Genomic DNA, 13,150 nt, shown 5'->3' with positions numbered 1-13,150 from the left:
AGGTCTGAACCATGAGTTTGCTCAACATCGGAATGTCGGGTCTGGCCGCTGGCCAATCCTCGTTGATGACCACCGGCAACAACATTGCCAACGTCGACACCGCCGGGTACTCACGCCAGCAAACAGTGCAGGGCACCAAGGCCTCGCAGCAGTTCGGCAATGTGTACATCGGCACCGGCACCACGCTGGCCGATGTGCGTCGGGTGTACAACAGCTACCTCGATGCGCAGTTGCAGACCACCACTTCGCTCAACAGTGACTCGGCCGCGTACCTGGGCCAGGTGACGCCGCTGGACAAACTGCTTTCGGACAGCGGCACCGGCTTGAACGGCGCACTGACCAAGTTTTTTGCCTCGGTGCAGAACGTCAATGCCAAACCCGGTGACGACGCTTCCCGTCAATTGCTGCTCAGCGATGCCCAGGCCTTGAGCAACCGCTTCAATTCGATGTCCGCGCAGCTGTCCCAGCAGAATGCCAATATCAACGGCAACCTGACGAACATGGCGGATCAGGTTAACAAGCTGGCCGCAACCGTGGCGCAGTTGAACCAGAAGATCTCCGAAGTTTCCAGTACCGGCGGCATGCCGAACGAGCTGCTCGACGCCCGTAACGAAACCGTGCGCCAACTGTCGACCTTCACCGGTGCGCAAGTGGTGGAGCGTGAAGGCAGCCTCGACATTTACCTGGGCAGCGGACAGCCGCTGGTCATGGGCAACACGGTAAACAAACTCGAGGCGGTGCCGAGCAAGGACGATCCGGGTCGTCTGGCGCTGCAGCTCAATCGCGGCTCGAGCACCATTGACATCACGGCGATCATGACCGGTGGTGAGATTGGCGGTCTGTTGCGTTATCGCAGCACCGTGCTGGACCCGGCCATGAACGAATTGGGGCGCGTGGCCCTGGTCGTTGCCGATCAGATGAACACCCTTCAGGCCCAGGGCATCGACAAGAACGGTGACTTCGGTTCGACGCTGTTCAACAGCATCAACAGTGCGGCCCAGATGTCTCAGCGCAGTATCGCGACCATCGGCAATTCGCCGGGTACCGGTAACTTCAATGTGAGCATCGAGGACAGCGGCAAGCTGACCATCAATGATTACAAGGTTACGTTCACCAGCGCCACCGACTACACCGTTCAGCGTCTGCCGGACAACACGCCCATGGGCGCCTTCAACACAACGACGACGCCGCCGCCGGTCATTGACGGTTTCTCCCTGACGCTCACGGGCGGCACTCCCGCTCCCGGTGACACCGCTGCCGCCGGCGATACCTTCAAGATCACCCCGACCCGCAATGCGGCGACGAACATCAAGACCGAGATGACCGACTCCAAGCGTCTGGCCATCGCGGCACCCCTGGGCGCAGCGATTGCGCCGGGCTCCAGCGGCACACTGACGATTCCGGCCAGCGGTCAACCGACCCTGACCACCAAGTTCGACATCTACGACCCAGCCACCACCACCGCGATGCAGAACGGCCTGAAAAACTCCACGCCGACCAAGGTGGTGTTTGGTGACGTATCTGCTGACGGTACCAGCCAGACCTATCAGTTCCTGGATGCCAACGGCGGCGTCATCAGCAGTGGCACCATCAAGCCCGGCGAGAACAACACCCTGAGCCTGAGCATCCCGCTCAAGGATGCCACGGGTGCACCGATCCCGCCGGCGCCCGCGACCCAGTACACCGCGAACTTCGACATGACCATCGCCGGCGCGCCTCTTAAAGGCGCCGCGATCAACGTCTCGCTCAGTCAGCCGGGCACGCTGGACAACCGTAACGGCACCGCACTGGCCGGCCTGCAAACCGCGCAGACCGTGGACACCGCTTCCGCCAGCAAGGGCATTTCCCTGACCGATGCCTACGGCAAACTGGTCGAGGGTGTCGGCGCCAAGGCCGCTCAGGGCAAGCTCGACAGCGCGGCGACCGACGCCATCCTGGCGAACGCCAAGAGCGCTCGTGATTCGCTGTCGGGTGTCGATCTCGACGAAGAAACCGGCAACCTGGTCAAGTATCAGCAGTACTACACCGCGTCTTCGCAGATCATCAAGGCTGCGCAGGAAATCTTCAGCACACTGATCAACAGTCTTTAAGGAGTCGTAGCCCATGCGCATTTCTACCGCCCAGTTTTACGAGTCCTCGGCTGCGAACTACCAGCGTAACTTCGCCAACGTGGTCAAGAGCAGCGAAGAGGCCAGCAGCCTCGTTCGCGTCAACACCGCCGCCGATGATCCGGTGGGTGCCTCGCGCCTGCTGCAGTTGGGCCAGCAGGCTTCGATGCTTGATCAGTACCAGGCCAATGCCACCACCATCAAGGGGACCCTGGGGGCGACCGAAGCGGTGATGACCAGCATCAACAATGTGCTGCAGCGCGCCAAGGAACTGGCCGTCAGTGCCGGTAACGCCGGTTACACCGATGAGGACCGCAAGGCCAACGCTTCGGAACTGGGGCAGATCGAAGAGCAACTGCTCAGCCTGATGAACAGCAAGGATGAGAATGGCAAATACATCTTCGCCGGTTCCAAGGGCGACACCGTGCCATTCACGCGCAACAACGACGGCACCTACAGCTACAACGGCGACCAGGTGACCCTTGACCTGGCCGTTGGCGATACGATGTCGATGGCCACCAACAGTACAGGCTGGGACGCGTTCCAGCAGGCACTCAACACCAGTCGCAGCCAGGTCACGATGACTTCGCCACCCGTGGATGACGGGCGCGTGACCCTGTCCAATGGCCAGGTGTCGTCGAACGTGAGCTACAACAACAAATTCCGCAGCGGCGAGCCCTACACCGTGGACTTCGTCAGCGGCACGCAACTGAAGATCACCGACGCTGCCGGCAATGATGTGACGGCCGAAGCCAGCCAGGGCGGCGCATTCGATCCGACCAGCAAGACCGGGCAAAGTGTGAGTTTCCGTGGTGTCGACCTGACGCTGAACATCAACCTGGGCGCCGGTGACGTACCCGGTGCGGTGCTGCCAGGACACTCCTTTACCCTGGCCGCCAAGCCTGACACGTTCACGTCTACCCGCAGCCCGGGCAACCCGACGGCCGCACAGGTGACCACCAGCAGCATCACCAACGCCGCCGACTACCACGCCAGTTTTCCGTCGGGGGCAGCGGTGATCAAGTTCACTTCGGCGACCGACTTCGATCTGTACGCAGCCCCCCTGACCGCCAACAGCAAGCCGGTGTCCAGCGGCACCATGGCCGGTAGCGTTGCCACGGCGTCGGGCGTGAGTTTCACCTTCACCGCCGCCCCTGTGCCCGATACCGGTGATCAGTTCAGTGTGGCCGTCAACACGCACGAAACCCAGAACATTCTGGACACCGTGAGCCAGTTGAAAACGGCGTTGAATACGCCCACCAACGGCAACGCGATTGCCACCCAGAAGCTGCAAGCCTCGCTGGCCTCGGGCATCGCCAACCTGGCGAGCGGTACCGATCAGCTGTCCAGCGCCTTGAGTTCGGTCGGTGGTCGTGGCCAGGCGCTGGAGAATCAGATGGACACCAATCAAAGCCTGGTGCTGGCCAACACCCAGACCCAATCGGCGATTCGCGACTCCGATCCCGCCGCAGTGATGACCCGCCTGACGTTGCAACAGACCATGTTGCAGGCCTCGCAACTGGCCTTCAGCAAGATTGCTCAGTTGGGCTTGTTCAACAAAGTCTGAGTTTGCGCCTGTCGAGTTGCCAGCCGTCTTTTCCTAAGCGGTTCCGGAGTTTCTACCCGAAAGGGTAGAAACCCGCCGCTCGAGAGTTTCCCGCCGTGAATCAACATCCCCTCGTCAGCATCGTTATCCCTGCGTTCAACCCGCGTTTCTTCAGCCAGGCGCTCGAGAGTGCGCTCGCGCAGACTTATCAGCCCATCGAAATCGTCGTGTGTGACGACTCCATGGGCGATGAGATTCGCGATATTGTCGAGTCGTTTACCCAGCAGGCTCACCCGGTTCGCTACCTGCGCAATCCTCAGCGTCTGGGTCTGCAGAAGAACGTATTGCGTTGCGTGCAAGAGGCTCGGGGCGAGTTCATCAAGGTCTTGTGCGACGACGATCGCCTGTTTTCTCCCAGCATTGCCTTGCAGGCGCAGGTGTTGATCGATCATGCCGATGTCAATCTGGTGCTCGCTCTGCGCATGTTCAGTGACGCCGGCAACTTCATCCTGCCATCGCGGGTCGACAACTGCCGGTTCTCGCCAAATGACGCCTTGTTCAAGGGTGAGGACATGTTGGCGATCTTCGAAGGCACGCCGAAGAATTTCGTCGGTAATTTCAGCTCGACCCTGATGCGCCGCGCCGATGTGTTGGAGCTGTTGCCAGCGCTGATCCAGGAAGGCGCCGGGTTTGTCGCCATGCTGGATTTCGCCTTGTTCGTGTGCCTGATGCGTCGCGGCAATCTGGTTTCGCTCAATACCGTGCTCAGTACAGAGCGCTTGTACCCGGAGCGTCTGAGCAAAACCCCGGAGATGGTCAAGGCCACCCTTCAGGAGTGGAGCTGGTTGACTCAGATGCTGGCGGCTCGCAGTGGCGAGTCGGCGCCGGCTTCGGGGTGGGTGCGCTTCATCGATCTGGCGAAAATCAGCGATCAGCCTCATGCCTGGGAAGAGTTGTGCGTTGTGCGAATTCTGGGCAACCGCAACACCGTGGTGAATGGCCGGGTGGGTGGGGAGAGTGGCAGTTACGCCGATTTCTACCGCGAATGGCTGGCGGTCCGCAGGTTCTCGGACGTCGAGCGGCGCTTGATGCCGCAGCGTATCGACACCTGGGCGTTCAAGCCCCAAATCGTGCCGATCGTGATCGACAGCGATGCCGACAGTGCCGCACTGAAAACCACGCTGCAGAGCATCGAATCCCAGCTCTATGCGCCGCAAGCGGTGGTCGTGCTGTCCGACGCCAGTGATGTCGCCGGTGAGCGCGTGGTGCAGTTGCCCTGGCACGCCGAGTGGGCGCAGCAGCTCAATGCGGTCGTCCCGCAACTGGAGGGCGCCCACTGGTTCTATCTGCTTCGGGCCGGCGACACCTTGCGCGAGTCTGCGCTACTGATTCTGGCCGAACGGATTGCCGGTTCTCCAGGCATCCTGTGTGCCTACAGCGACGAGGGTGCGCTGTTCGACGGGGAGTCCATCGATCCGGTGTTCAAACCGGACTTCAACCTCGATCTGATGCGTGCCTATCCTTACGTCGGGCGCACCCTGGCGTTCGAACGTCAGCGTTTCATGGCGCTGGGCGGGTTCGATCCGGCCCATGGCGAATTGGCGCCCCATGACCTGTTGTGGCGTCTGGTGGAGGAAGCCGGTCCGCAGACCATCGAGCACATCGCCGAAATACAAGTTGAATCGAGCCTGACCTACGCCAACTGGTTGTCGTTGCCTGCGGTGATCGATCGCAATGCCGGGATGGTCAGTGCGCACCTGGACCGTTTGGGCGTGGCCCATGCTATCCGGCATGAAGCGCTGCCGTTGATCAATCGCATCGATTATTCGCACGGAGCCCGGCCTTTGGTGTCGATCATCGTGCGCACAGCGGATTCGCTCTACGCCTTGCAGCGTTGCATTGAAAGCGTGATCGAGCGCACCGCTTACACCCAGTATGAAATCCTGATCGTTGAAAGCGGGACCGATGACCAGGCCATGCTCGACTGGCTGGCGGCCATGGCGCAAATGGGGGCCGCGATGTTGCGGGTACTGCGTTACGCCGGTGATGACAATGACGCCGCCATTCACAATTTTGCCGCGGAGCAGGCGCGTGGCGAGTACCTGTTGCTGCTCAGTGCGCAAGCGGTGATTGGCGACGGCGACTGGCTGGACGAATTGCTCAATCATGCCCGGCGTCCTGAAGTGGGCGTGGTCGGTGCGCGGATTCTCAGCCCCGAGGGCACGATTGTCAGTGCCGGTTTGATACTCGGGCTGGCGGGCCCGGTGGGTTCGCCGTTCCAGGGCGAGGCGGCCGGGTCCCGTGGCTACATGCAGCGCCTGCATGTCACTCAGAACTGGAGTGCCGTGAGCAATCACTGCCTGATGGTGCGCAAGCAGGCGCTCGACGAAGTGGGAGGCTTTGACGACAGGACGTTCAGCCTGGATTTGAGCCACGTCGATCTGTGTTTGCGGGCGAGCAAGGCCGGTTACCTGGTGGTCTGGACACCTTACGCCAGTGTCGTACTGGCGCCCCGCGAGGCTGTGCCGGCACGGCTGGAGCAGGAGCTGGAGCAGGAAGCGTTCTACTGCAAGTGGCTGCCGAAAATCGCCAGGGATCCGGCCTACAGTCCGGCACTCAGCCTCGGCGTTTCCAGCTTCAGCCTGGAGGCTTCGCTGCGCCACAACTGGAACCCGTTTTGCACCCGCGCCTTGCCGCTGGTCCTGGGCCTGCCGGTCAACAGCACGGCGGTCGGCATTTACCGGGTGACTGCACCGCTGGAAGAACTTCAGGCGGCGGGCCGGGTGATCGCCAGAGTGGCTTACGAGTCGCCGTCGACCGTGGAAATCGAGCGCCTGGGGCCGGACACCATCGTGTTGCAAGGGCGTTATAGCGAAGGCGCGGCAGGTGACATTCTGCGCATGAAGAAATACTCCGGCGCCCTGCGGATTTTCGAACTCGACGACTACGTTGTCAGCGCGCCGAAAAAGAATACCCATGCCCGTAACAAACCGGTGAACACCGAGCAGATGCTGCGCGAAGGCATCGCTTTGTGCGATCGCGTGGTGGTCACTACCCAGCCGTTGGCCGATGCCTTGTCGAGCATGCACAGTGATATTCGCGTGGTGCCCAACATGCTCTCGCCGGTCCCTTGGGCCACGTTGACCAGCCAGCGCCGAACGTCGCGCAAACCCCGTGTCGGCTGGGGCGGCGGCACCAGCCACACCGGCGATCTGGAAATCATTGCCGAGGTCGTACGGGAGCTGGCGAATGACGTCGAGTGGGTCTTTTTTGGCATGTGCCCGGAGGCGTTGCGGCCCTACATTCACGAGTTTCATTCCACCACCGGCTTTCAAGGCTACCCGTACAAACTGGCGAGCCTGAACCTCGACCTGGCACTGGCGCCGCTGGAGTTCCACATCTTCAACGACTGCAAGAGCAACCTGCGCCTGCTGGAGTACGGTGCCTGCGGTTATCCGGTGATCTGCACCGACACCGCGGCCTATCGCGGCCACTTACCGTGCACCAGGGTCTACAGCAACAGCACCGAGGAATGGTTGCAGGCGATCCGCATGCACCTGGCCGATCCCGATGCCAGCTATCGCATGGGCGATGAACTGCGCGAGGCAGTGCACCGCGATTTCATGCTGCGCGGCGATAACCTCCAGCATTGGTTGTGGGGTTGGTTGCCGGACTGATCCTTTCAGGCAACGCACAAAAAAACGCAGTCGACTCATCCTCGGCTGCGTTTTTTTATGCCTGAAGGTTCATCAAGAGCGCCGCCTGTACCCTGCCTGGCCGCCTGCCTTAAGAGCTGGCGCGCTTCCTGCAAGTCGTCCCTATATCGCCATAAAACGAGCGCTTGCGGCCAGTCCGCACGCGCCGGACACGGCCAATGTTTTAGCCCGGCGGCCTGCAAAAGCTTGATGAAGCTTGGTTGAGCCCTGTGAAGAACAAGAGGGGAGAGGATGAAGGCAGTAATTCTGGCAGGTGGTCTCGGTACGCGGATCAGCGAAGAGTCGCACCTCAAGCCTAAGCCAATGATTGAAATCGGCGGCAAGCCAATTCTTTGGCACATCATGAAGCAGTACTCCGCTCACGGGATTCATGATTTCGTGATCTGCCTTGGCTACAAGGGCTATGCGATCAAGGACTTCTTTGCCAACTACTTCCTGCACACCTCCGACGTCACTTTCGACATGTGCAACAACCGCATGGATGTTCACCAGAACTACAGCGAGCCATGGCGCGTCACGCTGATCGACACCGGTGAAGAAACCATGACCGGCGGGCGTTTGCGTCGCGCCTCGCGTTATCTGGAAAACGAGCAAGCGTTCTGTTTCACCTACGGCGATGGCGTTTCGGACCTCAACATCGGTGCGCTGGTCGACTTCCACCTGAGCCATGGCAAGCTCGCCACCGTGACCGCGGTGCAGCCGCCGGGACGCTATGGCGCCCTGGAGCGCGATGGCGACAGGGTCTTGGGTTTCACCGAGAAGCCGCGTGGCGACGGCGGCTGGATCAACGGCGGCTTCTTTGTCCTTTCGCCAAAGGTCTTGCCTTACATCGCCGCCGATCACACCTCATGGGAAGCCGAACCGCTGACGAAGCTGGCCAGCGAACAGCAGTTGCAGGCCTTCCAGCACGAAGGCTTCTGGCATCCGATGGACACCCTGCGTGACAAGAACCACCTGGAGTCGTTGTGGCAGAGCGGGGAGGCCCCATGGAAGCAATGGGACTGAGCCCGCAGTTCTGGCGCGGCAAGCGGGTTCTGGTCACCGGCCACACCGGTTTCAAGGGCAGTTGGTTGACGTTGTGGCTGCAAAGCCTGGGTGCCGAGGTCAGCGGGTTTGCCCTCGATCCGTCCACCGAGCCGAGCCTGTTCGAACTGGCGCGCGTGCACGAAGGCATCAACGATCAGCGAGGCGACCTGCGTGACCTCGGCGCCTTGCTGGAACTGATCGCCGAGACCCAACCGGAAATCGTCCTGCACCTGGCGGCCCAGCCACTGGTACGCGAGGGTTATCGCGACCCGTTGGGTACTTACTCCAGCAACGTCATGGGGACCCTCAACCTGCTGGAAGCCATCCGCCAGGTCGGCGGCGTCCGTGCCTGTGTGCTGGTGACCACCGACAAGGTCTACGCCAATCAGGAATGGCTGTGGCCATACCGCGAGAACGAAGCGCTGGGCGGACACGATCCTTATAGCAGCAGCAAGGCTTGCTGCGAGTTGCTGGCACAGTCCTACGCGGCCTCGTTCTTCCCGGCCGAGCGTCATGCCGAGCATGGCCTGGCCCTGGCCACGGCCCGCGCCGGCAACGTGCTGGGCGGTGGTGATTTCGCGCCGGAGCGTTTGATTCCCGACGTGCTCAAGGCCTGGTCGGCGAACGAGCCCGTGACCCTGCGTTTCCCCCATGCCGTGCGTCCATGGCAGCACGCGCTTGAGCCACTGGCCGGTTATCTGCAACTGGCTGCCGGCCTGTATGAGCAAGGCCCGCAATTCGCTGGTGCATGGAACTTCGGCCCGAGTGAGGCGGACATGTGCAGCGTAGGCGAAGTCGTCGAGTTGCTCGCCCATCGCTGGCCGCAAGCCCGCGGGCTGCGCATCGAGCCGAGTGACTTGCATGAAGCCGGCCTGCTGCGCCTGGACAGCAGTCGCGCCCGTCAATTGCTGGCCTGGCGACCTCGCTGGTCGTTGCAGCAATGCCTGACCCAGACCCTGGATTGGCATTTGGCGTGGCAGAACGGCGATGACATGCGCGCCATCACCTTGAGCCAGTTGAACCTGTACCGAGGCGCGTTGTGAGCGAATTTCAGTTGAAGGCATTGCCGCTGGACGGGCTGTTCAGCGTGCAGCACAAACGCTTCGAAGACGAGCGCGGGCACTTCGCCCGGCTGTTTTGCGAGGGCAGCCTGAACGCCTTCGGCCAGGCGTTTCATATCCGTCAGATCAACCATTCCTGCACCCGCGAACGCGGCACGGTGCGCGGCCTGCATTACCAGAACGCCCATGCGCCGGAAGCCAAGTTGATCACCTGCCTGCGTGGCGAGGTTTGGGACGTGGCGGTGGATTTGCGCCCCGACTCCGACACCTTCCTGCACTGGCACGCCGAGCACCTGCGCGCCGGCGATGGGCGCAGCCTGCTGATCCCGGCCGGGTTCGCCCACGGCTTCCAGACCCTGAGTACCGATGCCGAGCTGCTTTATCTGCACAGCAACGATTACACGCCTGCGCACGAAGGCGGGTTGTCGGTGAACGATCCACGGCTGGCGATTGCCTGGCCGTTGCCTGTCAATAATCTGTCGGCGCGGGATTCCAGCCATCCCTTGCTCGATGAACACTTTGCTGGAGTGCGTGTATGAATTGCCGTGGATGCGGGACTCCGTTGACTTTGCCGCTGATCGACCTCGGCACCTCGCCGCCATCCAACGCTTATGTGCGTGCCGATCAGCTGGAGCAAGCCGAGCAGTGGGTGCCCTTGAAGGTCGCGGTGTGTCAGCAGTGCTGGCTGGTGCAGACCGAGGATTACACCCGTGCCGACAGCCTGTTCGATGCCGAGTACGCCTATTTCAGTTCGTTCTCCAGCACCTGGCTGGCCCATGCCGAGCAATATGTGGGCGAGATGGTCGAGCGTTTCGGCCTTACCGCCGACAGCCGTGTGGTGGAGGTTGCCGCCAACGACGGTTACCTGTTGCAGTACGTCGCCGGGCGCGGGATTCCTTGCCTGGGTGTCGAGCCGACCCGCAGCACCGCGCAAGCGGCACGGGAGAAAGGCCTGGAGATTCGCGAGTTGTTTTTCGGTCGCGACACCGCCTCGCTGTTGAACAGCGAAGGCTGGGGCGCCGACCTGATGGCCGCCAATAACGTGCTGGCGCATGTCCCGGACATTAATGATTTCCTCGGTGGTTTCGCGACCCTGCTCAAATCGACGGGCGTGGCGACATTCGAGTTCCCGCAACTGCTGACGCTGATGGCCGGACAGCAATTCGACACGCTGTATCACGAGCACTATTCCTATCTGTCGCTGACCGCCGTGCAGACGTTGTGCGAGCGTAATGGCCTGGAAGTATTCGACGTCAGCCGGCTCCCGACCCATGGCGGTTCGCTGCGGGTTTTCGTCCAGCGTCAGGATGGCGAGCGTCGTCAGGTGCAACCGGCGGTCCGGCAACAGTTGCAGGCCGAACTCGACGCCGGGGTGAAGACCCCCGATTACTACACAACCCTCGCGCCGGCCGCCGAACGCATCAAGCACGAGCTGCTGCGCTTCCTGTTGCAGGCCAAGGCCGATGGCAAGCGTGTGGTCGGCTACGGCGCCGCCGCCAAGGGCAACACCTTGCTCAACTACGCCGGGGTCAAGCCGGACCTGCTGGCCTGGGTCGCCGATGCCAACCCGCACAAGCAGGGCAAATATTTGCCGGGCAGCCGCATTCCAATCGTTTCGCCCGCGCAGATCGATATCGAAAAACCGGACTACGTCCTGGTGCTGCCGTGGAACCTGCTGCACGAAGTCAGCCGGCAACTCGCGCAAGTACGGCAGTGGGATGGCCGTTTCGTGATCGCCGTGCCTGAGTTGACCGTGCTGTGAAGGTTCTGGTCACCGGGGCCACCGGGTTTGTCGGTCGCCATTTGGTTGCGGCATTGTTGGCCCGTGGCTGCACGGTGCGAGCGGTCGCGCGCAATGTGCAAACCGCCGCGAGCATGCCGTGGATCAATGACGTCGAGTTCGTGAGCGCGGATATTCACGCGGCGAGTCTGGATATCGGCGCACTGACCGAGGGCGTCGATGCACTGGCGCACCTGGCCTGGCCGGGGTTGCCGAACTATCGGGCACTGTTCCATTTCGAGCACAACCTGATGGCCGACTACCGCTTCATCAAAGGCGTGGTAAGGGCGGGCGTGAAGCAGGTGCTGGTGACCGGAACCTGCTTCGAGTACGGCATGCAGAGTGGTCCGCTGAGCGAACAGAGCGAGGCGCAGCCGGCCAATCCCTACGGTCTGGCCAAACACACCCTGCACCTGTTTTTGCAAAATCTGCAGCAGGAGCATCCGTTCACGCTGCAGTGGGCGCGGCTGTTTTATCTGCACGGCGCCGGGCAGAACCCCAACAGCCTGTTGGCGGCGCTGGACCGGGCGATCGACGCCGGCGACGTGACGTTCGACATGTCGGCGGGTGAACAGCTGCGGGACTTCCTGGCGATTGAAACGGCCACCGCGCACCTCGCCGCGATCCTGCACAAGCGCGATTTCGACGGCACGATCAACTGCGCCAGCGGCCAACCGGTTTCGGTGCGGGCGCTGGTCGAACGGCGCTTGCGTGAACGCGGCGCAACTATCGGCCTGAACCTCGGCCACTACCCGTATCCGACCCACGAACCGCTGGCGTTCTGGGCGGTGACCGAGCGCTTGCAACAGTTATTGGGAGCAGAGCAATGAGGCACGAGTTGTATCGGGTCACCGGCCTGCCGGTGTTGCAGAACCGCACCTTTGCCGATCCGGAATCGGCCAAAGCGTCGGCCAGTGCCGACATGTTGCTGGTGCAGGATGAGCGCAGCGGTCTGATCTTCAACGCGGCGTTCGACGCCGACAAGCTCAGCTACGATGCCGACTATCAGAACGAGCAGGCGCACTCCGGCCAGTTCCAGAAGCACCTGAGCGATGTCGAAGGCATCATTGGCCGTCACTTCAAGGGCCAGGAACTGATCGAGGTCGGCTGCGGCAAAGGTTATTTCCTGGAACTGCTCAAAGGTCTGGGCTACCGCATCACCGGTATCGATCCGGCCTACGAAGGCGATAACGCCGATGTGATCAAGGCGCCCTTCACCCGTGGCCTCGGTCTGGCGGCGGACGCCATCGTGCTGCGTCATGTGCTGGAACACATCCAGGACCCGGTGGGTTTTCTGGCCCAGATGGCCGAGGCCAATCAGGGCGGGCAGATCTACATCGAAGTGCCGTGCTTCGACTGGATTCTTGAGCACCGTGCCTGGTTCGACCTGTTTTACGAACACGTCAATTATTTCCGCCTCGATGATCTGCGCCGGATGTTCGGCACGGTGCATGAGGCCGGCCACCTGTTTGGCGGCCAGTACCTGTACGTCGTCGCCGACCTGGCCACATTGCGCCTGACCCCGGAGCAACCGGTGCCACGCCTGGTGTTGCCCGAGGGTTTCACCGCCAGCCTCGAGCGTGCGGTGCAGATCATCCAGGCCGCACCCGGGCAGGGTTCGGCGATCTGGGGGGCGTCGTCCAAAGGCGTGATCTATTCGCTGTTTCTGCAGCGGGCCGGTGTGGCGGTGGATCGCGTAGTGGACATCAACCCGGCCAAGCAAGGGCGCTACCTGCCCTTGAGCGGCGTGCGCGTGTCTTCGCCGCAAGAAGCCATGGATGCCTTGCCTGAAGGTGCCAACCTGTTTGTGATGAATTCCAACTACCTCGAAGAAATCAGGCGGATGACCGATGGACGCTACGTCTATCACGCCGTCGACAGCGCTTCGTTCCAGTGACTATTGAGATTCTAAA

At 61.8% G+C, this 13,150-nt stretch carries 9 protein-coding genes; all 9 read left to right on the top strand.

All coding sequences use genetic code 11. The features are described from left to right. The first annotated feature begins 11 nt into the window (after positions 1-11). The 9 genes from flgK to GPL81_RS09570 all read left to right on the top strand — a co-directional run bounded on the left by flgK (position 12) and on the right by GPL81_RS09570 (position 13,134). A complete protein-coding gene (gene flgK / locus GPL81_RS09610) occupies positions 12-2,090 on the top strand; it encodes a flagellar hook-associated protein FlgK (RefSeq protein ID WP_160106541.1) in 2,079 nt (692 codons plus the stop codon). A 13-nt stretch (positions 2,091-2,103) separates the two neighbouring features. Next, positions 2,104-3,675 carry a flagellar hook-associated protein 3 gene (locus tag GPL81_RS09605; RefSeq protein WP_160106540.1) on the top strand — a complete coding sequence of 524 codons (1,572 nt, stop codon included), beginning with the start codon at positions 2,104-2,106 and terminating at the stop codon, positions 3,673-3,675. 95 nt (positions 3,676-3,770) lie between these two features. Beyond that, the gene (locus tag GPL81_RS09600) at positions 3,771-7,331 is read left to right on the top strand and encodes a glycosyltransferase (RefSeq protein WP_160106539.1); all 3,561 of its coding nucleotides are present in this window, start codon (positions 3,771-3,773) and stop codon (positions 7,329-7,331) included. 270 nt (positions 7,332-7,601) lie between these two features. Then, on the top strand, positions 7,602-8,375 hold the full coding sequence (rfbF, locus tag GPL81_RS09595; protein ID WP_096509538.1) for a glucose-1-phosphate cytidylyltransferase: 774 nt from the start codon (positions 7,602-7,604) through the stop codon (positions 8,373-8,375). Then, complete coding sequence (gene rfbG / locus GPL81_RS09590; RefSeq protein ID WP_160106538.1) at positions 8,357-9,439, top strand: CDP-glucose 4,6-dehydratase; 1,083 nt, start codon at positions 8,357-8,359, stop codon at positions 9,437-9,439. Before rfbF ends, rfbG begins: the two co-directional genes overlap by 19 nt. Continuing rightward, positions 9,436-9,996, top strand: a complete 561-nt coding sequence (locus GPL81_RS09585) for a dTDP-4-dehydrorhamnose 3,5-epimerase family protein (RefSeq protein WP_160106537.1) — start codon at positions 9,436-9,438, stop codon at positions 9,994-9,996. Before rfbG ends, GPL81_RS09585 begins: the two co-directional genes overlap by 4 nt. Then, on the top strand, positions 9,993-11,219 hold the full coding sequence (locus GPL81_RS09580) for a class I SAM-dependent methyltransferase (protein WP_160106536.1): 1,227 nt from the start codon (positions 9,993-9,995) through the stop codon (positions 11,217-11,219). Before GPL81_RS09585 ends, GPL81_RS09580 begins: the two co-directional genes overlap by 4 nt. Further along, positions 11,216-12,067 (top strand): NAD-dependent epimerase/dehydratase family protein, encoded by an 852-nt coding sequence (locus GPL81_RS09575; RefSeq protein WP_160106535.1) that lies wholly within the window; start codon positions 11,216-11,218, stop codon positions 12,065-12,067. The genes GPL81_RS09580 and GPL81_RS09575 overlap by 4 nt, the downstream gene beginning before the upstream one ends. After that, complete coding sequence (locus GPL81_RS09570; RefSeq protein WP_160106534.1) at positions 12,064-13,134, top strand: class I SAM-dependent methyltransferase; 1,071 nt, start codon at positions 12,064-12,066, stop codon at positions 13,132-13,134. Before GPL81_RS09575 ends, GPL81_RS09570 begins: the two co-directional genes overlap by 4 nt. The last annotated feature ends 16 nt before the right edge of the window (positions 13,135-13,150 follow it).

This window comes from Pseudomonas izuensis, assembly GCF_009861505.1.
Classification (GTDB): domain Bacteria; phylum Pseudomonadota; class Gammaproteobacteria; order Pseudomonadales; family Pseudomonadaceae; genus Aquipseudomonas; species Aquipseudomonas izuensis.
The sequence above is the reverse complement of the archived record's forward strand: the minus strand, read 5'-3'. Positions and strand labels throughout refer to the sequence as shown.